Source organism: Butyricicoccus faecihominis (assembly GCF_014648015.1).
GTDB lineage: Bacteria > Bacillota > Clostridia > Oscillospirales > Butyricicoccaceae > Agathobaculum > Agathobaculum butyriciproducens.
The window spans coordinates 189,535-211,614 of sequence record NZ_BMQH01000006.1 but is presented as its reverse complement, the minus strand read 5'-3'; the positions used below and the strand labels follow the sequence as shown (position 1 = coordinate 211,614).

Sequence of the window (22,080 nt, the reverse complement as noted above, 5' to 3'; positions counted from 1 at the left end):
GGTTGATAGGTCAGGAGTGGAAGTGCAGTAATGTATGGAGCGGACTGATACTAATAGGCCGAGGGCTTGACCTTAAATGTTAGGTAACCTCGAAAGATAGCTTGTGAGTAAGATTGTTCAGTTTTGAGGGTGTAAAGACCTTCTAAAAGTTTCTGAGAGAGAAAACAGCGAAGAAGTTAGCGCGTGAGCGCAGGTAAAGATTCTTTTGCATACTTTTCTTCTCGAAGAAAAGTATGCACCATTAGCTCAGTTGGTAGAGCAACTGACTCTTAATCAGTGGGTCCACGGTTCGAGCCCGTGATGGTGTACCACGAAACCCGAGTTTTCTAACGAAAACTCGGGTTTTTGTTATGTCTTAATTTAATTTTACGCTTTTGTATCTCTTTTCCTTGTGTTTGTTAAAACTGTAATCCGGCTGCCGCATGACGATTGACAAGCCGCACTCTCTGGGGTATGATAAGCACAAGGCAGGATAATTATTTACGGAATTGCACAGGGAGGGAATGCAATGCTGTTCAAAACAGAGCTTACCGAAGTCTCCACCATGGAGGAGCTGGACAAAATCGTCAAGGCACTCAGCGCGAAAGGCATAGACGCGACCACGAAAACGGTCGATCTGATGAGCGGTGGTCTGTTGGAAAACCGGCGTTCGTCCGGCACGTTCGGCATGAATGCCGAGGTGAGATTCGTTTACAAGATCTACGTTAAACGCGCGGAGCTGGAGCCTGCAAAGAGCGTTCTGGCGACAATCTGATTGCAAGAAGGGAATGAAGTAAAATTCATTCCCTTTTTCCATGCCTACTTTACCGATTCATCAAAATGTGATAAAATAGAAACAAAACAGAAAATTTAGTTTCTATTCCGAGCGGATTTTCCGCTTTGGGTTTGGTTTGATGGAGGCTGCACTATGATAAAGTTCCGAATGCCGCTGCTGGCGGTGCGTGATGTGGAGATTTCAAAAAAATTTTACCATGATCTGTTCGATCAGGAGGTTGTGTTGGATTTAGGCGGAAACGTGACGTTTTCCGGCGGCTTTTCCGTTCAGCAGGATTTTGACAGGCTGACCGGCGTGCCCAAATCCACGATCCTGCACCAGTCGCACAACATGGAGCTTTACTTTGAGGTGGACGACTTTGACGCGTTCACGGAAAAGCTGCGCGGACACCTGGACGTGGAACTGGTGCATCCGCCGATGACGCATGCGTGGCAGCAGCGTGTGGTGCGCCTGTACGACCCGGACTGGCACATGATCGAGGTCGGTGAGTCCATGGAGCACATCGCACTTCGCCTGCTGGACGAGGGCCGTTCCGTGGAGGAAACCGCCGCTCTCATCCATCACCCGACTGATTTTGTGGAGCAATGCAGAAAGGGTTTGAAATAGATATGTTCGGTTATGAACCGGAATTCGTCGTGTGCGGCGATGCCCGGATTGCTTATTACGATGTCGGCAGAGGAAAGCCGCTCGTGCTGCTGCACGGCAACGGCGAGGACAGCTCGTACTGGAACTCCCAGATACCCGAGCTGACCCGCTTTTACCGCGTTATTGCGGTGGACAGCCGCGGGCACGGTGCCTCCGGGAGCGGCGGGCACGGCCTGTCGTTTGAAATGATGGCGGAGGATCTCAAAACCGTGCTGGACACGCTCGGCGTGAAGAAAGCGCGCTTCCTCGGCTTTTCGGACGGCGGCAATCTGGCAATCAAATTCGCACTGACGTACCCGGAATATATAGATAAACTCATCCTCAACGCGGCTAATGTGGAGATGTTCAGCGGCGTTAAACCGCAGGTGCAGCTGCCCATTATGGCAGGCTACGGTGTTGCTGCGGCGCTGAGCCGTTTCAGTAAAAAGGCGGCGCGCCGAAGGGATGTGCTCGGACTAATGGTGCACCCGTATGGGGTGACGATGAACGATTTGGAGCGGCTGACCATGCCGACCCTCATCATCGTCGGTGAGCACGATTCAATACGCGAAAAGCAGACAAAGGAGATGGCCTCGCACATTCCCCACTGTGAAGTGGAGGTTTTCCGCGACGGTGACCACTTTGTTGCAGCAAAGCAGCCGTCCCGCTTCAACCGGACGGTTATAGAATTTTTACTTGGGAGATAATCAGCATGAAATTCATCAAAGCGGGAGAAATCGCAGACAGCAATATTTTCAACAAGCTCGACGAGCGTAAGCAGTCGCTCCTCGAAGGCGGCATGGACGTCATCAATCTGTCCATCGGCACGCCGGATTTTCAGCCGGGAAAGCATGTGATGGAGGCCGTCAGCCGCGCTGCACTCGACCCGGATATGTACAAGTATTCGCTGAATGAAACGCGCGAGCTGCTCGATGCCGTGCAGGACTGGTACAAGCGCCGCTATGACGTCACGCTTGCCGACGATGAGATCATGGCCGTGTGCGGCTCGCAGGAGGGCATTGCACACGTTGGCTTTGCCTTCGCCGGCCCGAACGACCTGATCCTTGCACCGGACCCGGGCTACCCGATCTTCTCGTTTGGCCCGATGATGACCGGCGCAACGGTCGGTCTGTACCCGCTGTACGCCGAGAAAAACTGGCAGCTGGACTTTAACGACATTCCGGAGGACGTGGCAGAGCGTGCAAAGGCGATCGTTGTTTCCTATCCGAACAACCCGACCACCGCCGTTGCCGACCGCAGGTTCTACGAAAAGCTGGTCCTCTGGGCGCGTGAGCACAACATCATTGTTCTGCACGACAACGCGTATTCCGACATTATGCTGAACGGGGAAAAGGGTCTGTCCTTCCTGTCCATTCCGGGTGCGAAGGAGGTCGGCATTGAGTTCAACTCGCTGTCCAAGACCTACAACCTGACCGGCATGCGCGTGTCCTTCGCACTCGGCAACCGCGAGGTCATCAGCCGTTTCCGCGCGTTCCGCTCGCAGATCGACTACGGCATGTTCTACCCGATCATGGCGGGTGCGGCTGCCGCACTGAACGGTCCGCAGGATGTGGTAGAGAGCAACCGCACCGGCTACATGGCGCGCCGCGACGCGCTGTGCGGCGGTCTGCGCTCGATCGGCTGGAACGTGCCGGATGCACAGGGCACCATGTTCGTCTGGGCGAAGATTCCGGAGCGATTTGCGTCCTCGGTGGACTTCGCCATTGAGCTGATGGAAAAGACCGGCGTTATCGTGGTTCCGGGCAGTGCCTTCGGTGAACAGGGGGAAGGCTACGTCCGCATGGCGCTTGTCGTTCCGCCCGAGCGCATGGCAGAGGCGGTTCGCCGCATTGACGAGAGCGGTATTGTAAAGGAGTGAGTTTCTGTTATGCAGATCGACCATATTGCACTGTACACGCGTGATTTAGAGCGTCTGTGTGAATTTTATACCAAATATTTTGACGGTACGGCGGGCAAGCTGTATCAGAATGAGGAGACCGGCACGCAGGCGTGCTTTGTGTCCTTCGCTGACGGCGCACGGCTTGAAATCGTGACCCGTCCGCAGTTTGAGGACGCCGAGCATTCGCGTCTGTGGACCGGCTGGGCGCATACGTCGTTCAAGGCGGGCACTCGCGAGAACGTGGACGCGCTGACCGAGCAGATGCGCTCGGAGGGCTATGAGATCACGGATGGCCCTGTCGTCGGCAAGGATGGCTGCTACGGCAGTTTTGTGCTCGACCCGGACGGCACCGTCCGTATCGTAGCGTGAAGGAGAACGCAAATGAAGCTGATTTCATGGAATGTAAACGGCCTGCGTGCGTGCATGGGCAAGGGTTTCCTTGATTTCGTCGCCGCTGAGCAGCCGGATATGCTGTGCCTGCAGGAGACCAAAATGCAGCCGGGACAGGCTGATGTGCCACTCGAGGGCGGCTACCGCGAATACTGGAACTCGGCAGAGAAGAAGGGATACTCCGGCGTGGCGCTGTTCACCAAAACCGAGCCGCAGAGCGTCACCTATGGTCTTGGCATTGAGGAGCACGACCACGAGGGCCGTGTCATCACCGCCGACTACGGCGAATTCTACCTCGTTACCGTGTATACGCCCAACTCGCAGAATGAACTCAAGCGTCTGGATTACCGCATGACGTGGGAGGATGCCTTCCGCGAGTATCTGGTAAAGCTGGATGCGGAGAAGCCGGTCATCGTGTGCGGCGATATGAATGTCGCGCATGAGGAAATTGACCTCAAGAACCCCAAGACCAACCGCAGGAACGCAGGCTTCACCGACGAGGAGCGCGGCAAGATGACCGAATTGCTCGCCGCAGGCTTTACGGATACGTTCCGCCATTTTAACCCCACGCTCGAGGGCGTGTATTCGTGGTGGAGCTACCGTTTCCACGCCAGAGAGAAGAACGCAGGCTGGCGTATCGACTATTTCCTCGTGTCCAATCGCTTTGCCCAGCGGGTCAAGGACGCGCGTATCCTGACCGACGTGTTCGGTTCGGATCATTGTCCGGTGCTGATCGAAATTGAATAAGGACGAGTATGCCTTTCTGCCGGAGGCGTTTTTCGACGGCGTGCAGGAGCAGGAGGACGAGGAAGAACTTGACCCGTACTTCCGGCCGGATGCCGTATCCGGGGACGAGGAACCCGAGCCGGATATGAACTGGCTGCCGGAAACGCCGACCGAGCCGTGTCCGTGCTGCGGCGCAGAGATCCCCGAGAATCCTTCTTGGGGCTATATCTGCCCGATGTGCGGCTGGGAGATTGATTACGATGTCGAAGGCGAGCCGGATAAGCCGAGCGACCAGAATCATGGGGTGTCGCTTGCCGAGGCCCGGTGGAATTTTCATTCGTTCGGTACGGTCGCACCGTGGAGGATAATTGAGAATGGATAATGGAGAATGAACTCGATGGGAGCGCGTTCTCCATTTTTTTCATTCAGAAATAAATTCACTTTCCGTCAGGTCAGTCAGAAATGCAGAGTGTTCTGCTCTGTTACTCTTTTCTTCTCTGCTCTGGTCTGCTCTACTGTACTGTACTGTTCTCTGCTCTTCTGTACTCTTCTCTGCTCTGTGTACTTTCTCGCCAAGAAATGCCCATTTCTCGCCAAGAAATAGCGATTTCTCGCCAAGAAATCCGGAACACTGGAAGAACAATACAATTCTTTGCAATATGCAGGCGGTTCACACGGCGTGGCACCCCAGGGTGGCCTCTCTTGCCCTTCGGGCAATTCACCTTCTGAGGGCACCACACCCTACGAAAAAACTTTATCGTTATGTGCGCAGCGCGACTGAAGGCTGCGCAAGGATAGCGCAATTCTCCATTTTCAATTACTGCATAATTGCGTTCCGCCGCACATAAGCTATGCTGAAAGGGTGAGTGGATGTGCGGAAATTGATCTGTGCCGCTTTGCTCAGCGGTCTGTTTACGGTGCAGGCGGCGGCGCTGCCCGAAATGGGCGCGCTCTACGCGAAATCTGCGGCGCTGTATGCGGCAAACGGGCAGGAGCTTTACGTCTATAACGCCGATGAGCAGCTGCAGCCTGCGTCGGTGACAAAGATTATGACCATGCTGCTGGCGATGGAGGCGCTCGAGCGCGGCGAGGTGACACTGGACACCATGATAACCGGCAGTGAGTACGCCTGCTCGATGGGCGGCACGCAGATCTGGCTGGAGCCGGGCGAGCAGCTGACACTGGATGAGATGCTCAAGGCGATTGCGGTCGGTTCAGCGAATGACTGTGCGGTTGCGGTAGCGGAGCATCTGGCGGGCACAGAGGCCGCCTTTGTCGAACGGATGAACACGCGCGCACGCGAACTCGGCTGTACGAACACAACGTTCATCAACGCCAACGGACTGGACGGCGAAGGTCAGAAGACGCTGACCTCGGCACGCGACCTTGCGCTTATCTCCTGTGAGCTGCTGCGCCACCCGAAGATACTCGACTATACCGGCATCTGGATGGACACCGTGCGCGGCGGCAAATTCGGTCTGGCGAACACGAACAAGATGCTCAAAAGCTATCAGGGTCTGACCGGACTCAAAACCGGCTACATCCGCGAGGCCGGCTTCTGCATTTCTGCAAGTGCCGAGCGGGACGGACTGAGCCTTGTGGCGGTTGTGATGGCGGCGCCCACCAAGGAGAACCGCACAGCGGATGCGACCGCGCTGCTCAACTACGGCTTTGCCAACTTCACGGCGTACACGCCTGCGGCGGAGGACTTGGAACCCATTCCGGTGACGCTCGGCACCGCGGAGAACGTGCAGCCGGTGCTCGAGGGCAGCGACTCGTTCGTGATTGAAAAGACGAGAGCAGAGGATATGCAGACCACATTCGACCTGCCGGAGACACTTGCCGCGCCGATACAGGCCGGTCAGCGGTTGGGCGAAATGACGGTATCCGCCGGCGGAGAGACGGTTTTGACCGTTCCCATCATCGCCCAAGCCGGTGTGGACGCGCTCGGACTGCCTGAGCTGCTTATTTCCTTTGTGCGCGGCCTTGCAGGAAATGTTGTAAAAGATGCAAAATAACGTCAAAATTCGGCGTTTTCCGAACAAAATTGGAAAGGGTGAGAAATTTACCATACAAAATGACGGAAAGTTTGCAATTCGGACTTGTGATTTTGGCTAAACTATGGTACACTAATAGCAACCTCAAAGGTTGGGAGGATAAAAACTATGGTAAAACTTATTATTGGCGGTACCGGTTCCGGTAAGACCAAGGAGCTTATTGATCAGGTCAACGCTGCAGTAAAAGAAGAAAAGGGCAGTGTAGTTTGCATTTCCCGCGGCAACAAGCTGACTTTCGATATCTCGCATGACGCGCGTCTGATCGACGCAGCGGATTATCCGGTTAGCGACATCGCAAGCCTGCTCGGCTTTGTCGGCGGTCTGCATGCCGGCAACTACGATATCACCCGTGTCTTCATCGACGGTCTGTACAAGATCATCGGCGGCAAGGACGCAGCCAAGGCTGAGGAGTTCCTCACCGCTCTGGACGCATTCTCTTCCAAGCACAGCGTAAACTTCACCGTTTCGCTCAGCGAGGAGCCGGAGTCTGCTACCGAAGACATGAAGCGTTTCCTGTAATCCTTAAACGGAAATACATATCGCAAGCACAAAAAAGCAACGATGAAAGTCGTTGCTTTTTTCTTTTGCCCGCAGCCGTGCTGGTAAGAAAAAACAATGGGGAATGCTGCGTCTTTTTCCCTTTGTGATAAAAAAGACAATCTGGCATTTTGTATATACTTAATAAGAATAATTTATGCAGAATGTATGATACGACACAAAGTCACAAAAAATATTTAGCTTTTCTGAGCAAAAGTATTTTACTTTTTGGGCAAGTTGTTTATAATAAGTAATATAGCGTGCCGAGAGAGCACGCTGCATTTTGTACAATGTTGCTATGGCGTTCATGAAGGGGGAATGCGATTGCAAAGAGGGAAAGAAGGCTTTAGTGTGCTGCGCTACCTGATCTATTTTTCTCAGGTAGGCTTCACAGTGATCACACCGCCGGTGCTTTGCTGCTTCGGAGCGATATGGCTCCGCAACCGGTTCGGTTGGGGCAACGGTGCAGTGATTATCGGAATCCTGCTCGGTATCGCGGTTGCAGCCTGCAGCCTGCGTGACTTTCTGCGATTTACCGAGCGCAAAGCCAGAGAAAGCGCAGAGAAAGAAAAGGAGCTGTGACGGAATGCACATCGTTTATGAGGAAACGAAGCGCATGCTGCGCGGCATGCTCCCGCTGGCGCTGGTGACCTTCGGTGTGTTCGCTCTTTGCGGACAGGGCATCGCTCGGTCCGGCGCAAGCGTTCTGCTCGGTACGGCGTTCGCGTTGCTGCTGTTCTACATGATCGGCAGGAGCACGGTAAGGGCAACCGCCTTTCCACCGGCACAGGGCATTCGCATTACGCGGCGCGGCTATGTAGTTCGCTACATGCTCACGGCGGTGTTCGTGATCGCGGCGATCAAGCTGCCGTATCTGAACGCAGCTGCAGCGGTCATTCCGCTGTTTTTCACCAAGGCGCTGCTTCTCTGGCGCCACGCAGTTCAGCGGAAAGGAGGTTAAACGGTTGAACGTCGAAATAAACGGTCCTAAAATACTGGGTTATTTGTTCGGCAATACCAATCTGCCGATCACGGAGACCATGAGAAACTCATGGATCATCATGGCGTTTATCCTGTTCCTGTGTATCTTTTTAACACACCGCATGCAGAAGATCCCAAAAGGCAAGCAGGTACTGGCCGAAAAGGCGGTGCTGATGATCGACGGTCTGGTCGAAAGCACGATGGGAGAAGGCTGTCAGGCTTTCTCGCCGTACATTATGACGCTGATGATGAGCTCGCTGTTCGGTTCACTGGCCAGCCTGTTCTGGATGCGCTCCACCACGGCAGACCTGAACACCACGCTCGGCTGGGCGCTCATCACGTTCGTGCTGATCACGTTCAATAAGATCAAGTACGGCGGCATCAAGGGCTACCTCAAGGGGTTCCTCGAGCCGATCTTCGTTATGGCGCCGCTTAACGTGCTCAGCGAGATCGCAACGCCGGTCTCCATGTCGTTCCGTCACTTCGGCAACATGGCAGGCGGCCTGGTTATCACCACGCTGATCATGGGCGCACTCAAGGTGCTGTCTAATGCGGTATTGGGTTTCCTGCCCGATAATATCGCGCTGCTGCAGATCGGTCTGCCCGGTGTGCTGTCGCTGTATTTTGACTGCTTCACGGCCTGCATGCAGGCGTTCATCTTCAGTATGCTCACCATGGCTTATGTAGGCGACGCACGCAACAGCTGACGTGAAGAAAAAACAAATTCCAATTTCGTTATCTGAATTAGGAGGAAGAAAAGTATGGATCCCAAAGCATTCGTAGCAGGTATGTCCGCTCTTGGTGCAGGTATGGCAATGATCGCCGGCCTTGGCCCTGGTATCGGCGAGGGTTATGCCGCCGGTCAGGCGTGCTCCGCAATCGGCCGTCAGCCGGAGGCGCAGGGCGATATCACCCGTACCATGATCCTTGGTATCGCAATGGCAGAGTCCACCGGTATTTACGCGCTGGTTATCGCGCTGATCCTGCTGTTTGCCAATCCGTTTGTTAGTCAGTTTTAAGGGAAGCGTCAATATCCCAACTGGGTTTGCCAGTTGAAATATTGCCTCTTTATAGACCGTGCGTATTGAGCGGTCTATGATTGAAAAGACGAAACGGATTCTTCCGTTTGGGAAGGAGGTAAACCAGTGACAGAAGCATTATATGAAGCGTTCGTTAGCATCGGCTGGTGGGAGATCCTCGTGACGATGTGCAACACGCTCATTACGTTCCTGATCATCAAGAAGTTTCTGTACAAGCCGGTGCGCAAGATGCTCGCTGCCCGCAGCGAGGAGGTACAGTCCATGTACGCCACCGCCGAGAAGGCGCAGAGCGAGGCCGAGCAGATGCGCAGCGAATACACCGAGCGTCTGTCCAAGGCGAAGGAGGAGGCTGCCGAGATCGTCGGCTCCGCTACCCGCCGTGCCGCAGAGCGCAGCGATGAGATCCTGCGCGAGTCCTCGCAGCAGGCATCCGCTATGGTCAAGAAGGCCGAGCGCGTGATCGAGCAGGAGCGCATCAAGGCGCACAAGGAACTCAAGGATGAGGTTGCGGATCTGTCCGTGATGATCGCCTCCAAGATCGTGGAGCGCGATGTAAAGCCGGAGGATCACGAACGCTTTATCGAAGACTTTATTGACAAGGTGGGGTGAGCAAACATGGCGGATATGGTAAGCGAGCGCTACGCACTGAGCCTTTACGAGGTCGCGCAGGACGAGAAGCAGGAAAAGCTGTATCTCGATCAGCTGACCGAGGTGTGCGCGGCGTTTGACAGCGAACCGGATTTCCTCAAAATGCTCACAACGCCCTCTATCGCGGCGGAGGACAAGCAAAAGGTCCTCAAAACCGTGTTCGAGGGACGTATCGAGCCTTTTCTGCTCAATTTCCTGATGCTCGTAACGGATAAGGGCCGCATCGGTCTTATCCACGAGATGTGTCAGGCATATAAGGAGCAGTATTATTTTGAAAACGGCATCGTAGAGGTGCTGGCGGTCACGGCGGTGCCGATGAGTGCGGCGCTGACCGACAAGCTGCGCGGCAAGATGGAACAGGTTACGGGCAAAAAGGTAGAGCTGAAATGCTCGGTCGATCCGAGCATCATGGGCGGCATCGTTGTGAAAGTCAACAACGAGCAGTTCGATACCAGCCTGCGCACCCGTCTGGAAGAGCTTGCAGCACGGTTGACCGGTACACAGGAAAGCAGGTGATTTTTATGGAATTGCGCTCCGAAGAGATCAGCAGCATTATCAAGGAGCAGATCACGCATTATCAGAGCCAGATCAAGCTGACCGACGTGGGCACGGTTGTTACCGTCGGTGACGGTATCGCGCATATCCATGGCCTTGAAAACTGCATGGCAGGCGAGCTGCTCGAATTTCCGGGCGGCGTGCAGGGCATGGCGCAGAACCTCGAGGAAGAGCTGGTCGGCGCGGTTATCCTCGGCTCGGATCAGAACATCCGCGAGGGTGACACGGTAAAGCGCACCAAGCGAATCGTAGAGGTCCCGGTCGGTGAAGCGATGCTGGGCCGCGTTGTTGACGCACTCGGCAAGCCGATCGACGGCAAGGGCGCTATCGAGACCAAGGAGAGCCGTCCGATCGAAATGCCCGCACCGGGCATCATCGAGCGCGCACCCGTTAATGTGCCGCTCCAGACCGGTATCAAGGCGATCGACTCCATGATTCCGATCGGCCGTGGTCAGCGTGAGCTGATCATCGGTGACCGTCAGACCGGCAAGACCGCGATCTGTCTGGACACCATCATCAATCAGAAGGGCACCGGCGTTATTTGTATCTATGTGGCAATCGGTCAGAAGCGTTCGACCGTTGCACAGGTTGCCGAAACGCTCGCGGCCAACGGCGCGATGGATTATACCTGCATCGTAGCCGCAACAGCATCCGAGTCTGCACCGCTGCAGTACATTGCACCGTACGCGGGCTGCTCGATCGGTGAATTCTTTATGCACAAGGGCAAGGACGTTCTGGTCATTTACGACGATCTGTCCAAGCACGCGGTAGCTTACCGTGCACTTTCCCTTCTGCTTCACCGTCCGCCAGGACGTGAGGCTTATCCGGGCGACGTATTCTATCTGCACTCCCGTCTGCTCGAGCGTGCAGCGAACATCCAGAACGGCGGCAGCCTGACCGCACTCCCGATCATCGAGACGCAGGCAGGCGACGTTTCGGCGTATATCCCGACCAACGTAATCTCCATTACCGACGGTCAGATCTTCCTCGAGACCGAGCTGTTCAACTCCGGTATCCGTCCGGCGGTAAACCCGGGTATTTCGGTATCCCGCGTCGGCGGCAACGCGCAGATCAAGGCGATGAAGAAGGTTGCCGGTACGCTCAAGCTGGCGTACTCGCAGTTCCGTGAGCTGCAGGCGTTCTCGCAGTTCGGCTCCGACCTTGATGCGGACACCAAGAAGCGACTGGAACAGGGCGCGCGCATCGTAGAGGTGCTCAAGCAGCCGCAGAACAGCCCGATTCCGGTCGAGAAGCAGGTTATCATCATCTATGCCGTTGTTTCGGGCGCACTGCTCGATATTCCGGCAAACCAGATCGGCGAGTTCGAGAAGGAGCTGTTCTCCTTCGTGGACAGCGTTTACAGCGACATTCCGGAGTCCATCCGCACCACCGGCAAGCTGGAGGACGATGTGAAGGAAAAGCTGACAAAGGCAATCGAGGAATGCAAGAGTAAGTTCCTTTCCGAGCACTAACGCGAAAGGGAGGGACTGAAAATGGCTTCCGGAAATATGAAGGACATCAAGCGCCGTATCAAATCGGTGCAGTCCACCATGCAGATCACCAAGGCGATGGAGCTGGTCGCGTCCTCCAAGATGCGCCGCGCAAAGGAGCGTGCCCTCGGGGCCCGTCCGTACTTTAATGCGCTGTATCAGACCATCACCCGCCTTGCGGGCGCGACCCGCGGCAGCGAGTCGGTGTACACCAAGCCGCGTGAGGTCAAGAACAGCCTGTACATCGTCATCGCGGGCGACCGCGGACTGGCAGGCGGCTACAACGCCAACCTGTTCAAGCTCGCCGCTGCCGAGATGCAGGGCAAGCAGGCACAGGTCATCACCATCGGCAAAAAGGCGCAGGAGCATTACGCAAAGCGTCCGGTAACGGTGGCGGCGGACTATCCCGGCATTGCCGAGACCATGCGCATCAGTGATACGCATCCCATCGTGGAAGACATGCTGAAGCTGTTCCGCGAGGGCAGGGTGGACGAGGTTTTCCTGTGCTACACGGAGTTTATCTCCCCTCTGCAGCAGGAGCCGAAGTGCCTCAAGCTGCTGCCCGCGCACTTTGATGCGGCGGACGAGCAGCCGGCAGGCGCCCATGTTCTGACCGAATACGATCCCTCGCCGGAGAGCGTGTTTGATGCAGTCATTCCGGAGTACCTGTACGGCGTGCTGTACGGCGCGGTAGTGGAAAGCTACTGCTCCGAGCAGTCCGCGCGCCGCATGGCAATGGAGGCTGCGTCGGATAACGCGGGCGAGATGATCGAAAATCTGAATCTGTCCTACAACCGTGCGCGTCAGGCAGCGATCACACAGGAAATTACGGAGATCGTGGCCGGCTCGGGCGAGGTAGGAGCTTAAAATAAGTTAGGAGGTAGGAGTGCTGCGGCATGCTTTATTCGCAGCAGACTCGATAAACCAAAGGGAAACTCCACACTCCTAACTCCTCACTGAATTAAGGGAGTTTTGCCAATGAGTGAGCAGAATATTGGCACCGTTGTCCAGATCACCGGACCGGTGCTTGACATTAAATTTGCCGCTGACGCGCTTCCGAAGCTGCTGAATGCTATTACGATCGACAACCACGGTCAGATCATCACGGTCGAGGTTGCGCAGCACATCGGTCAGGATACCGTGCGCTGCATCGCAATGGAATCCACCGACGGCTTGGTGCGCGGCATGAAGGCAGTCGATACCGGCAGCCCGATCACGGTGCCGGTAGGCGACAAGAACCTCGGACGTATCTTCAACCTGCTCGGTCAGCCGGTGGACAACAAGCCGGCGGTCGAGGGCGAGGAGCGCTGGCCGATCCATCGTCCGGCACCGTCCTACGAGGAGCAGCAGTCCACGACCGAGATCCTCGAAACCGGCATCAAGGTCGTTGACCTGATCGCGCCGTTCGCCAAGGGCGGCAAGATCGGTCTGTTCGGCGGCGCAGGCGTCGGCAAGACCGTTATCATCATGGAGCTGATCAACAACATCGCAAAGCAGCACGGCGGTATTTCGGTATTCACCGGTGTCGGCGAGCGTACCCGTGAGGGCAACGACCTGTACAACGAGATGCAGGAATCCGGCGTTATCAACAAGACTGCGCTGGTTTACGGCCAGATGAACGAGCCGCCCGGAGCGCGTATGCGCGTTGCACTTTCCGGTCTGACTATGGCGGAGTATTTCCGCGATGTCGAGGGTCAGGATGTGCTGTTGTTCATCGACAACATCTTCCGCTTCACGCAGGCCGGTTCGGAGGTTTCCGCGTTGCTCGGCCGTATGCCGTCTGCCGTAGGCTATCAGCCGACGCTGGCAACCGAGATGGGCGCGCTGCAGGAGCGAATCACCTCGACGAAGAAGGGCTCGATCACGTCCGTACAGGCTGTTTATGTGCCTGCCGATGACCTGACCGACCCGGCTCCGGCTACCACGTTCTCGCATCTGGATGCAAAGGTCGTTCTGTCGCGTGATATCGCATCCATGGGTATTTACCCGGCGGTTGATCCGCTGGATTCGTCCTCGCGTATCCTGTCGGCGGACGTTGTCGGCAAGGAGCATTACGAGGTTGCCCGTGCGGTGCAGTCCATTCTGCAGAAGTACAAGGATCTGCAGGATATCATCGCCATCCTCGGCATGGATGAGCTGTCCGACGAGGACAAGCTGACCGTTGCCCGTGCCCGTAAGATCCAGAACTTCCTCTCGCAGCCGTTCCATGTTGCAGAGCAGTTCACCGGTATGGCGGGCAAGTATGTGCCGGTCGCTGAGACCATCCGCGGCTTCAAGGAGATTCTTGAGGGCAAGCATGACGATCTGCCTGAGTCGGCGTTCCTGTTTGCCGGCACGATCGACGAGGTAGTGGAGAAGGCTAAGAAGGGGGCATAATATGGCTACCTTTCATCTCAAGGTGCTCACGGTCGATAAGCAGTTTTTCGACGGTGAAGTGGACCGTATCGTGGTTCGCACCTCACAGGGCGATGTCGGCATCCTGCCGAACCATGTGCCGTATGTTGCGGCGCTCGGCGTCGGCGGTCTGACCATTATCCGGAACGGCGAACGCCGTGTAGCGGCGGTTTCGGGCGGTTTTGTGGATGTTTCGGCAGAGCAGACGGTCGTGCTGGCGCGTACCTGCGAGTGGGCTGACGAAATCGACGTTGCCCGTGCCCGTGAGGCCGCAGACCGTGCGAAAGCGATTCTGCAGAAAAAGGCCGGCGACCGTGAAATGGATATCGCACAAGGCAAGCTGAAAAAGGCGGTAAACCGTATTCGCATCGCGGAGAGCAAATGATACAATTTCCGGCAGAGGAATTGTATCAGCATTACTGAATAATTCGGCATATTGACCGAATATAAATCCCTCGATTTGATTGAATCGGGGGATTTTTTGTGCTATAATAGCCGCTGGAAGACAAAGAATAGTTCTCTGCCGAAGTGAAATGGGGGAATTTCCATGAAACGAGCGCACGGGCAGATGTCGGAATCGCTGCTGCTGGGCGCACTGCTGGCTATGGCCGGCGGCTTTTTTGACGCATATACCTATCTTTGCCGCGGCAAGGTGTTTGCTAACGCGCAGACCGGCAATATTGTCCTGTTCGGCGCGAATATTGCCGAGGGCAACTGGCTGCGTGCGGCCGAGTATCTCTTACCGATTCTGGCGTTCGCACTGGGCGTTGTGGCGGCGGAGATTGTCAAGCGGCGGTACAAAAAACGCCAGAGCGACATCAACATTCACTGGAGACAGATTGTCGTGCTGGTCGAGATCGTGCTGCTGGCCGCAGCAGCTTTTATGCCGCAGACGCTGAATACCACGGTCAACATTATGATCTCATTCATCTGCGCGATGCAGGTCGAGTCGTTCCGCAAGGTGCGCGGCAGCGCATTTGCAACCACGATGTGTACAGGCAACCTGCGTTCGGGCACCGAGCAGCTTGTGATCTGGGCACAGACCGGCGACCGGAATGCGATCCGCAAAACGCGCAACTATTACGCAATCATCCTGTTTTTCATCCTCGGCGGTGCGATTGGCGCACTGACGACCGCGAGAATTGGCGAAAAAGCGCTGCTGCTGACCTGTATCCCGCTGAGTCTGGTCTTTGCAGTCATGTTTGTCGAGGAAGAACATACGCTCGAGGCGGAGGAGACCGCCGGAAAGGAACGGTAAACCATGTCGATCAAACTGATCGCCGCAGATATGGACGGCACACTGCTGTCCAGCCGCAAGCAGCTGCCCAAGGGCTTTTTTCCGCTGGTGCGCACACTGAAAAAGATTGGTGTACGCTTCGCACCTGCATCCGGACGGCAGTATTACAACCTGTACGAGCAGTTCGGTGAGATAGCGGACGAGCTGATGTACATCAGCGAAAACGGCGGCATGGTGTGCGACGGACGCAAAATCGTGTCGTTCGAGGCCATGCCGCAGCAGCTGGTGTGCGCGGCTGTGGAGCTGGCGCGCGGTCTGCCGAATGTGCACGCAATCGCGTCTATGCGGGACGGCGCGGCCTACGAGGACGACGATCCGGTGTTCGTGGAGAACATGGCGATGTACTACGCACGTCGCAAAAAGGTGCCTGATCTGCTTGAAGCCGTGCAGCAGGAGCCGGTGTGCAAGGTGGCGCTTTTCTGCAAAAATGCGGCGGAAACCAACGTGCTGCCGTACTATCGGCAGATGTTCGACGATAAGCTGCAGGTAGCGCTCTCCGGCGCGGACTGGGTGGATTTGATGCGTCTGGGGCTGAGCAAGGGCGTGGCCGTGGGCGTGATGTGCGATAATCTGCACATAACACCCGCGCAGTGCATGGCGTTCGGCGATTATCTGAACGATGTGGAGCTTCTGCGCTCGGTGGGCGAGTCCTACGCGATGGCGAATGCACATGAGCGGCTAAAGAAGGTCGCAAAGCATGTTTGTCCGTCCAATGATGAGGACGGCGTGTGCCGCACGATCCGCAGCGTGCTGGCGGTGGAATAAAGAGCGAAACCCGGGAATCAAAGGATTCTCGGGTTTCTTTTTGAATTAGGCTGTATTTGTATTCTGTTTGGAGACTTGAATATAAATAAGAGAGAATAAATTGAATGTGGAATAAGAATGCGGTTTCGAGAACGATTATTCGAGGGTCAGCTTCTTGTCGGTCAGGAAGGACTCCTTGCAGCGGAAGGCGATCTTGGTGGACTGGGTGCCGTCGATAACGCCCGGAGTTGCCTTGCGGCCGGTTGCTACGCAGTCGCAGAATTCCTCAATCTCAGTGATGTATGCATCGTGCCAACGGGTGATGAAGTCCTGATAGCACTCGCGGCATACGCCGTGCTGGCTCATAACCTCTACGAGAGAGTCGGTCGGAACGGATGCGATACGCAGGGTGCCGCGGGTACCAACGATTTCGGTCTCAACATGAGAGCCGTGAGCTGCTGCACGACCGGCAAAGAAGAACGCCATAGCGTCGTTTTCCATCTTCATCAGGCCGGAAACGTTGTCGCCGTCGTCCCAGTCCTTGTACTGCTTGAACTCGTAGCAGCCGCCGGTAGCCCACAGCTCCTTGACTTCGGAGCCGGTCAGCCAGCGAATCAGGTCGAAGTCGTGAATGGACATATCGATGAACTGACCGCCGGAGCGCGGAGCGTACTCCAGGGTGCCCTCGATGATGGAAATCGGGTCCTGCGAGTAGCAGCGAACCAGAATAACATCACCGATGTCGCCGTTCTCCATCTTCTTCTTGGCTACCTGATAGGAGTGGTCATAGCGGCGCATGAAGCCCAGCATAAAGGTCAGCTCCGGGTGAGCGGCGATGATGGCCTCGGCCTCCTTGCACTTTTCAACCGTGTCAGCCAGCGGCTTTTCGCAGAAAACGTGCTTGCCTGCGTCCATCGCAATCTTGATCATCTCAACGTGAGAAGCGGTGTTGGTGATGATGGCAACGGCCTCAACGTTCGGGTCAGCGCACAGATCCTTCGGGTCGTTGTAAACGGCGGTTACGCCCAGTTCTTCAGCGACCTGCTTTGCGCGGTCGAAGTTTGCGTCTGCGATAGCTACCAGCTCCGAACCCGGAACGCGGTTTGCAATGTTGCAGGCGTGCTCGTAACCCAGACGGCCTACACCGATGATACCAATCTTCAGTTTTTTCATAGTAATACCCTCCTTTGTGATCTTTTCTTGCTCTTTTTATTAAAAATAATGGGTTAACTCACAGTCCGGTGTGCTCCTTGACGTAGGCGCGGGCCATGCGGGCGTACTCGAGCGGATTTGCGATAGCCGGATCCTGCTCAGCCTCTACGACCAGCCAGCCCTCGTAGTTGTACTCGTCGAGCAGCTTGAATACGGTCGGGAAGTCTACGCAGCCTTCCGGATCGCCGGGAACGGTGAATACGCCTTCCGGAATCGAACGGAGGAAACTCTTGTTCTCAGCGTAGCACTTGTCCATTGCAGGCTTGCGGACATTTTTGAGATGGACATGGCCGATGCGGTCGTGGTGCTTCTTGAGAATTTCGATCGGGTCCTCGCCGGAGAAGGTGAGATGACCGGTATCGTAAATCATGCTGACGTACTTCGGGTCGGTCATAGCGAGCATACGGTCGATTTCGTCGGTCTTCTGCACGGTAGTCGTCATGTGATGATGGTACACGATCTTCATGCCGCTGTCATAAGCGATCTTGCCGAGGTGATCCAGACCCTTGGTCAGTACCTCCCACTCATCGTCGTTCAGCACCTTCTTGTTGGAAAGCGGAGTGTTCCACTGATGCTGAATGGAGAACGACTGATCGGACGTGTTGATAATCGTAGCGCCGATCGACTTCAGGAAGTTCATGTGGTCAACGAACGCACGCTCGTTCTGCCACATCGGCAGTTCATTTAAGTAGGTGCTGATCCAGCCGGTGATGGCGGAAATACCGCGGCGGCCAAACTCCTTATTCAGAATCGCCGGATCACGCGGGAACTGGCAGCCGATCTCGGTGCCAACATAACCGGTCAGAGCGATTTCACTGATCGTCTGCAGGAAGCTGTTTTCAGCACCCATCTCCGGCATGTCGTCCTCGGTCCATGCAATAGGCGCGATACCGATTTTAACCTTTTTGGGATCTAACATAATGCTTCGTCCTTTCATTCTTGTTGTATCTCACAACTGAGCTGTGAGATTCTTTCTTCTCTTTGTGCTTATAGTTTAGCAGATATGGCGAACGGTTTCTTTTAGATTCTTGGCTTGATTCAAAAAACGGAAACTTTTTTTCGGACACCCGAAAATCCCATATATATAATATATTAGAGGTAAAAGCGGCGGTAAAAATGCACAGTATTTTTTCGGAGCGGGTTTGAGGCTGTGCGCTTGTTTTTATAAATCCTGCTTTTTGCCGGTCGGAGACCGGCGAATCGGCAGGTTTGTGAAAGCTGAAAAACCGCAGAGAAACACACGCAGGATTCTCGGTCGGATATGCTATACTATAAATAAGCGAGAACAAAAAACAAGAATCTGCGAATAGCAAGAATCTATAATTATTCTCAGCCCGACCGCAAAAAAGCACGATATACGGCGGTCTGCAAAAGCAAATATGTGCTAGCGCACAACGGACCCGTGTGCTATACTTTTATAAGAGTAAAATCACCGTCAGAGAAAGAGAGGAGCTGCAAAAAACTATGCCGAAGGCAAGCCTGAACGTACAGTGCTTTGTAGAGAAGGAAGTTAAATCAATTTTTGAGGGGGAGAATCAGCCGAAGCTGCTTTACGTCAGTGAAATCCGACCGGATGCCAGTGCGCATCCGCGTGTCATGCACGCGCATGAGTATTTTGTCGAGCTGATTCTCATTTGCAGCGGTTCAAGTGAATACCTGATTCACGATAAAAAAGTCATCATCAAGCCGGGTGATCTGCTCGTATACAACGCAGGCGTGGTGCACGACGAGGTTTCCGGTCCGGATATGGAGGTCGGCAGCTACTGCATTGCCGTCGGCGGGCTGCATATGCCCGGTCTGCGCGAAAACGCACTCATTCCGGATGATGCGGGCTATGTATTCCCGACCGGCAAGTATTTTGCTGATCTGCACTGCCTGTTTGAAATGATGTTCCGCACCCTGTCGGCAGGCGAGCCGAATGCTGAGTTGTTCTGCAGTTCGCTGATGCACGCGCTGCTGATGTCGGTGCTGACGGTCACCGCCGGTTCTCACGCGGAGTCGGAAAAGCCGCTGGAGGAGCCGCACATTCTCGGCAGACGAATTAAGGAATATATTGACAAGCATTATATGGAGCCGATCACGCTGCAGAGCATGGGTGAGGCGCTGCACATCAGTCCGTATTACTTATCGCATGTTTTCAAGCAGATGAGCGGGTATTCGCCCGTGCAGTATCTGCTGCGCCGCCGCATTGGTGAAGCACAGACGCTGCTGATCACGACCGACCTGTCCATCACGAGTATCGCGGAGAGGGTGGGATATGACACGCAGAGCTATTTCAATCTGCAGTTTACCAAAAACGTCGGCATGCCGCCGAATAAGTTCCGGCAGAATTATATTGTGTCCACCGGCATCGAGGAGAAGCCTAAGCGCAAACGCAAGTAAAAAATCCCTGTACAGAGTGAGAATTCTGTGCAGGGATTTTTTTAATGAGGAAAACTGCGGAAAAGAAGCATTCTCGTGGACAGAGCAGGCGGTTTGCTGCGGGAGTTTTTGTACGCATATTCCATCCGAAATCCGCATAGAATTTCGTGAAATGGGGTCATGCTGTGCGGGTCAGAAAAGGAACGATTTTATACGCGGCAGGTGTGCTCGCGTGCGGAAATGTGCTGCTGCAGGTGCTCGGATTTGTCTATCGCGTGGTGCTCAGCCGCTTTGCGGGTGCGGAAGGTCTGGGCGTGTATCGGCTGGTCAATTCGGTGTATTTAGTATTGAATGCGGGCTGTCTGTCCGGCGTGACAACAGCGTGTTCGCGGCTGAGCGCGGCGTGCGAAGCAAGAGGGGAGAGCCATCGCTTAGGCGCGGTTTTGCGGCTGGCGTTCCGCGCCTTTTTTGCGCTGAGTGCGGCCTGCACAGCGGTGGTGCTGCTGTGCGGCGGCAGTATCGCGGCAAATCTGCTCGGTGACGGACGCTGTGCGCGCGCGTTTCCGTACATGCTGCTGTGTCTCGCACTCACTGGCGTGGAAAATATTTTTAAATCGCTGTTTATCGGACTGGAAAAGGTGCAGTACACGGCCTGCTCCGAGGTCGGGGAGCAGCTTATCCGCATATTCGCGGTCAGCTTTCTGCTGTACGAATATGGCAGCGGCGACTATGGCAGAATCGCCATGCTCATCTTCGCGGGCATGGTTTGCAGCGAAGTGTTCAGCGCACTTTTCCTCACGCGGCTGTTCCGACGAAATATGCGGCATATTCGCTTCACAAGACCGGATAAGGAACTTTACGGTCATTTTTTCGGCATTGCCGCGCCATTATCGGCCTCGGCGCTGATCGGGAATATGCTTGGCTCGGCAGGCTCCGTTTTGCTGCCGCAAAGGCTGATGGCGGCCGGTCTGGACTATGAGCAGGCGCTGTCCGCGCTCGGCGTGATCTCGGGCATGGCCATGCCGCTGCTGCTGTTTCCGGTCGCGTTCGTCAGCTCGGTCTGCACGGCGCTGCTGCCCGCCGTCACGGCAGCGCAGGCAGTCGGTGAGCAGGCACGCGTGCGTGTTTTGACCGGCCGTGCCGTTACGACTGTGGGTCTCATCGGCATACCGGCAACTGCTGTTCTCGTGCCGCTGGCACCGCAGCTGAGCGAGCTGTTTTTTCGCCAGCCGCTCACCGGCGGCTACGCCGCGCTGCTCGGCGCGGCAGCCGTGGCGGCCTACTACCAGATGGCGACCGGCAGCCTGCTCAATGCGCTCGGTCTGCAAAGGTGGAACGTGGCAACCGCCATCTCTGCGGAGCTGTGCCAGCTTGCGCTGCTGTACCGCTGGTGCGCAAGGCCAACGCTCGGCATTTACGGCTACCTGCTTGCCATGTTTTTGACCGGAGCGAGCGCCGCTGCGGTCAACCTTGCCATCCTGCACCGGCGAACAGCGTTCCGCCTGAAACCCTTCCGGCGGTTCGGCGTGCCGCTGCTCTGCGGCACTGCGGTTTACCTGTGGACTCGCTTTTTCGCGCAGACATTTGTCTGCCGGTTTGATAACCCCGTGACCGCCCTCGCGGCAGCACTCGTGTCAGCTATCATACTGTATTTGCTCGTGCTGAGGCTGCTTGGCATCCGTCTCGGGCGGTATCTGGCACATCGCGTGGAAAATCCGGCAGTCCTTCCAGTATTCTTGTGGTAGGAAAATAGAGAAGTGCTATCAGTGTGAAGATTGGAGAAAGGGTAACGGGTTGCCGCTGTGCAGGCGCCGGCTTTTTCGTTGCAGGAATAAAAAATGAAAACAGAGCGCTTCACAGCAGTGAAACGCTCTGTTTTTGTATGGGTATCATCGGATTTGCGTGCTCCGGAGCCTCATGCAGCCATTGCTCGAAAATCCGGATGAAGCAGTTCCGCAGCAGCCGGAGATGATTCGCACAGCGGGAACTTCTCGGTGAATACATGATTTGTCTGCTTTACGCAGTTTTCCGACCGATTTCACAGGGAATACTATTTACTACTTGAATAGTACGGATTTTTGCGGTATACTATAAACAAACAAAAAGCAACAGGAGGTTACTATCATGGCTGCTATTACGAAGAAGTCCACCATTGGTGAGGTTCTGAATATGAACATCGAGACCGCTCGTTTCTTTATGGAAATCGGCATGCACTGCCTCGGCTGCCCGGCATCTCAGGGCGAGAGCATCGAGGAGGCCTGCATGGTACACGGCACCAATGCAGATGAACTGGTTGCCAAGCTCAACGCTTTTCTGGGCGAATAAGTCGAGTGAGTAAGAAAATTAGAG

Annotated in this window: 26 protein-coding genes and 1 tRNA gene; 25 read left to right on the top strand and 2 right to left on the bottom strand. The window is 55.3% G+C overall.

Annotated features, from left to right (window positions below; all coding sequences use genetic code 11):
* The first annotated feature begins 235 nt into the window (after positions 1 to 235).
* From IEY11_RS07850 to IEY11_RS07745, 22 genes are all read left to right on the top strand, one after another.
* Positions 236 to 311: transfer RNA gene (locus IEY11_RS07850), tRNA-Lys, on the top strand.
* 197 nt (positions 312 to 508) lie between these two features.
* Positions 509 to 754, top strand: a complete 246-nt coding sequence (locus IEY11_RS07845) for a hypothetical protein (protein WP_188886247.1) — start codon at positions 509 to 511, stop codon at positions 752 to 754.
* A gap of 156 nt (positions 755 to 910) precedes the next feature.
* On the top strand, positions 911 to 1,381 hold the full coding sequence (locus tag IEY11_RS07840) for a VOC family protein (protein ID WP_118359680.1): 471 nt from the start codon (positions 911 to 913) through the stop codon (positions 1,379 to 1,381).
* A 2-nt stretch (positions 1,382 to 1,383) separates the two neighbouring features.
* Positions 1,384 to 2,106, top strand: coding sequence for an alpha/beta fold hydrolase (locus IEY11_RS07835; protein ID WP_188886246.1), 723 nt, complete (start codon positions 1,384 to 1,386; stop codon positions 2,104 to 2,106).
* A gap of 5 nt (positions 2,107 to 2,111) precedes the next feature.
* Positions 2,112 to 3,278: an aminotransferase class I/II-fold pyridoxal phosphate-dependent enzyme gene (locus IEY11_RS07830; RefSeq protein WP_188886245.1), complete on the top strand. Its 1,167-nt coding sequence runs from the start codon at positions 2,112 to 2,114 to the stop codon at positions 3,276 to 3,278.
* 9 nt (positions 3,279 to 3,287) lie between these two features.
* Positions 3,288 to 3,668 (top strand): VOC family protein, encoded by a 381-nt coding sequence (locus tag IEY11_RS07825; protein ID WP_188886244.1) that lies wholly within the window; start codon positions 3,288 to 3,290, stop codon positions 3,666 to 3,668.
* A 12-nt stretch (positions 3,669 to 3,680) separates the two neighbouring features.
* Complete coding sequence (locus IEY11_RS07820) at positions 3,681 to 4,436, top strand: exodeoxyribonuclease III (RefSeq protein ID WP_118761512.1); 756 nt, start codon at positions 3,681 to 3,683, stop codon at positions 4,434 to 4,436.
* Positions 4,429 to 4,797, top strand: coding sequence for a CPCC family cysteine-rich protein (locus IEY11_RS07815; protein WP_188886243.1), 369 nt, complete (start codon positions 4,429 to 4,431; stop codon positions 4,795 to 4,797). The genes IEY11_RS07820 and IEY11_RS07815 overlap by 8 nt, the downstream gene beginning before the upstream one ends.
* Positions 4,798 to 5,287: 490 nt before the next feature.
* The gene (locus IEY11_RS07810; RefSeq protein ID WP_188886242.1) at positions 5,288 to 6,433 is read left to right on the top strand and encodes a D-alanyl-D-alanine carboxypeptidase family protein; all 1,146 of its coding nucleotides are present in this window, start codon (positions 5,288 to 5,290) and stop codon (positions 6,431 to 6,433) included.
* Between the two features lie 147 nt (positions 6,434 to 6,580).
* Positions 6,581 to 6,991: a hypothetical protein gene (locus IEY11_RS07805; RefSeq protein ID WP_117490610.1), complete on the top strand. Its 411-nt coding sequence runs from the start codon at positions 6,581 to 6,583 to the stop codon at positions 6,989 to 6,991.
* A 342-nt stretch (positions 6,992 to 7,333) separates the two neighbouring features.
* Positions 7,334 to 7,591, top strand: a complete 258-nt coding sequence (locus IEY11_RS07800; protein WP_147356543.1) for an AtpZ/AtpI family protein — start codon at positions 7,334 to 7,336, stop codon at positions 7,589 to 7,591.
* Between the two features lie 4 nt (positions 7,592 to 7,595).
* Positions 7,596 to 7,970: an ATP synthase subunit I gene (locus IEY11_RS07795; protein WP_110436662.1), complete on the top strand. Its 375-nt coding sequence runs from the start codon at positions 7,596 to 7,598 to the stop codon at positions 7,968 to 7,970.
* 4 nt (positions 7,971 to 7,974) lie between these two features.
* Positions 7,975 to 8,697: a F0F1 ATP synthase subunit A gene (locus IEY11_RS07790; protein WP_243183975.1), complete on the top strand. Its 723-nt coding sequence runs from the start codon at positions 7,975 to 7,977 to the stop codon at positions 8,695 to 8,697.
* A gap of 54 nt (positions 8,698 to 8,751) precedes the next feature.
* Complete coding sequence (gene atpE / locus IEY11_RS07785) at positions 8,752 to 9,009, top strand: ATP synthase F0 subunit C (RefSeq protein WP_117490611.1); 258 nt, start codon at positions 8,752 to 8,754, stop codon at positions 9,007 to 9,009.
* 126 nt (positions 9,010 to 9,135) lie between these two features.
* Positions 9,136 to 9,639 carry a F0F1 ATP synthase subunit B gene (gene atpF / locus IEY11_RS07780; protein WP_118645701.1) on the top strand — a complete coding sequence of 168 codons (504 nt, stop codon included), beginning with the start codon at positions 9,136 to 9,138 and terminating at the stop codon, positions 9,637 to 9,639.
* 6 nt (positions 9,640 to 9,645) lie between these two features.
* Entirely contained in the window at positions 9,646 to 10,194 is a 549-nt protein-coding gene (gene atpH, locus IEY11_RS07775) for an ATP synthase F1 subunit delta (RefSeq protein ID WP_110436665.1), read from the top strand.
* Between the two features lie 5 nt (positions 10,195 to 10,199).
* On the top strand, positions 10,200 to 11,705 hold the full coding sequence (gene atpA / locus IEY11_RS07770) for a F0F1 ATP synthase subunit alpha (RefSeq protein ID WP_117555006.1): 1,506 nt from the start codon (positions 10,200 to 10,202) through the stop codon (positions 11,703 to 11,705).
* A 21-nt stretch (positions 11,706 to 11,726) separates the two neighbouring features.
* Positions 11,727 to 12,590 (top strand): ATP synthase F1 subunit gamma, encoded by an 864-nt coding sequence (atpG, locus tag IEY11_RS07765; RefSeq protein ID WP_118359610.1) that lies wholly within the window; start codon positions 11,727 to 11,729, stop codon positions 12,588 to 12,590.
* A gap of 111 nt (positions 12,591 to 12,701) precedes the next feature.
* A complete protein-coding gene (gene atpD / locus IEY11_RS07760) occupies positions 12,702 to 14,099 on the top strand; it encodes a F0F1 ATP synthase subunit beta (protein WP_117750882.1) in 1,398 nt (465 codons plus the stop codon).
* 1 nt (position 14,100) lies between these two features.
* Positions 14,101 to 14,502, top strand: coding sequence for an ATP synthase F1 subunit epsilon (gene atpC / locus IEY11_RS07755; RefSeq protein ID WP_110436669.1), 402 nt, complete (start codon positions 14,101 to 14,103; stop codon positions 14,500 to 14,502).
* 162 nt (positions 14,503 to 14,664) lie between these two features.
* A complete protein-coding gene (locus IEY11_RS07750) occupies positions 14,665 to 15,375 on the top strand; it encodes a YoaK family protein (protein ID WP_188886241.1) in 711 nt (236 codons plus the stop codon).
* A gap of 3 nt (positions 15,376 to 15,378) precedes the next feature.
* Positions 15,379 to 16,179 (top strand): Cof-type HAD-IIB family hydrolase, encoded by an 801-nt coding sequence (locus tag IEY11_RS07745; protein WP_118359604.1) that lies wholly within the window; start codon positions 15,379 to 15,381, stop codon positions 16,177 to 16,179.
* A gap of 135 nt (positions 16,180 to 16,314) precedes the next feature.
* Here the strand turns inward: IEY11_RS07745 and IEY11_RS07740 are convergent, their stop codons facing one another.
* Both IEY11_RS07740 and iolE read right to left on the bottom strand, forming a co-directional pair.
* Positions 16,315 to 17,331 carry a Gfo/Idh/MocA family oxidoreductase gene (locus IEY11_RS07740; protein WP_116705252.1) on the bottom strand — a complete coding sequence of 339 codons (1,017 nt, stop codon included), beginning with the start codon at positions 17,329 to 17,331 and terminating at the stop codon, positions 16,315 to 16,317.
* Positions 17,332 to 17,389: 58 nt separating this feature from the next.
* Positions 17,390 to 18,289, bottom strand: a complete 900-nt coding sequence (iolE, locus tag IEY11_RS07735; protein WP_110436673.1) for a myo-inosose-2 dehydratase — start codon at positions 18,287 to 18,289, stop codon at positions 17,390 to 17,392.
* Between the two features lie 545 nt (positions 18,290 to 18,834).
* Between iolE and IEY11_RS07730 the strand changes: the two genes are divergently transcribed.
* The 3 genes from IEY11_RS07730 to IEY11_RS07720 all read left to right on the top strand — a co-directional run bounded on the left by IEY11_RS07730 (position 18,835) and on the right by IEY11_RS07720 (position 22,056).
* Positions 18,835 to 19,752, top strand: coding sequence for a helix-turn-helix transcriptional regulator (locus tag IEY11_RS07730; protein ID WP_188886240.1), 918 nt, complete (start codon positions 18,835 to 18,837; stop codon positions 19,750 to 19,752).
* A gap of 164 nt (positions 19,753 to 19,916) precedes the next feature.
* Positions 19,917 to 21,476 (top strand): oligosaccharide flippase family protein, encoded by a 1,560-nt coding sequence (locus tag IEY11_RS07725; RefSeq protein ID WP_158578339.1) that lies wholly within the window; start codon positions 19,917 to 19,919, stop codon positions 21,474 to 21,476.
* Positions 21,477 to 21,855: 379 nt separating this feature from the next.
* On the top strand, positions 21,856 to 22,056 hold the full coding sequence (locus IEY11_RS07720; RefSeq protein ID WP_110436676.1) for a DUF1858 domain-containing protein: 201 nt from the start codon (positions 21,856 to 21,858) through the stop codon (positions 22,054 to 22,056).
* The last annotated feature ends 24 nt before the right edge of the window (positions 22,057 to 22,080 follow it).

Coding starts and splice junctions, on each gene's coding strand:
- IEY11_RS07845 (WP_188886247.1), top strand. CDS start 509: ATGCTGTTCAAAACAGAGCTTACCGAAGTCTCCACCATGGAGGAGCTG.
- IEY11_RS07835 (WP_188886246.1), top strand. CDS start 1,384: ATGTTCGGTTATGAACCGGAATTCGTCGTGTGCGGCGATGCCCGGATT.
- IEY11_RS07830 (WP_188886245.1), top strand. CDS start 2,112: ATGAAATTCATCAAAGCGGGAGAAATCGCAGACAGCAATATTTTCAAC.
- IEY11_RS07825 (WP_188886244.1), top strand. CDS start 3,288: ATGCAGATCGACCATATTGCACTGTACACGCGTGATTTAGAGCGTCTG.
- IEY11_RS07820 (WP_118761512.1), top strand. CDS start 3,681: ATGAAGCTGATTTCATGGAATGTAAACGGCCTGCGTGCGTGCATGGGC.
- IEY11_RS07805 (WP_117490610.1), top strand. CDS start 6,581: ATGGTAAAACTTATTATTGGCGGTACCGGTTCCGGTAAGACCAAGGAG.
- IEY11_RS07795 (WP_110436662.1), top strand. CDS start 7,596: ATGCACATCGTTTATGAGGAAACGAAGCGCATGCTGCGCGGCATGCTC.
- atpE (WP_117490611.1), top strand. CDS start 8,752: ATGGATCCCAAAGCATTCGTAGCAGGTATGTCCGCTCTTGGTGCAGGT.
- atpH (WP_110436665.1), top strand. CDS start 9,646: ATGGCGGATATGGTAAGCGAGCGCTACGCACTGAGCCTTTACGAGGTC.
- atpA (WP_117555006.1), top strand. CDS start 10,200: ATGGAATTGCGCTCCGAAGAGATCAGCAGCATTATCAAGGAGCAGATC.
- atpG (WP_118359610.1), top strand. CDS start 11,727: ATGGCTTCCGGAAATATGAAGGACATCAAGCGCCGTATCAAATCGGTG.
- atpD (WP_117750882.1), top strand. CDS start 12,702: ATGAGTGAGCAGAATATTGGCACCGTTGTCCAGATCACCGGACCGGTG.
- atpC (WP_110436669.1), top strand. CDS start 14,101: ATGGCTACCTTTCATCTCAAGGTGCTCACGGTCGATAAGCAGTTTTTC.
- IEY11_RS07750 (WP_188886241.1), top strand. CDS start 14,665: ATGAAACGAGCGCACGGGCAGATGTCGGAATCGCTGCTGCTGGGCGCA.
- IEY11_RS07745 (WP_118359604.1), top strand. CDS start 15,379: ATGTCGATCAAACTGATCGCCGCAGATATGGACGGCACACTGCTGTCC.
- IEY11_RS07740 (WP_116705252.1), bottom strand. CDS start 17,331: ATGAAAAAACTGAAGATTGGTATCATCGGTGTAGGCCGTCTGGGTTAC.
- iolE (WP_110436673.1), bottom strand. CDS start 18,289: ATGTTAGATCCCAAAAAGGTTAAAATCGGTATCGCGCCTATTGCATGG.
- IEY11_RS07730 (WP_188886240.1), top strand. CDS start 18,835: ATGCCGAAGGCAAGCCTGAACGTACAGTGCTTTGTAGAGAAGGAAGTT.
- IEY11_RS07720 (WP_110436676.1), top strand. CDS start 21,856: ATGGCTGCTATTACGAAGAAGTCCACCATTGGTGAGGTTCTGAATATG.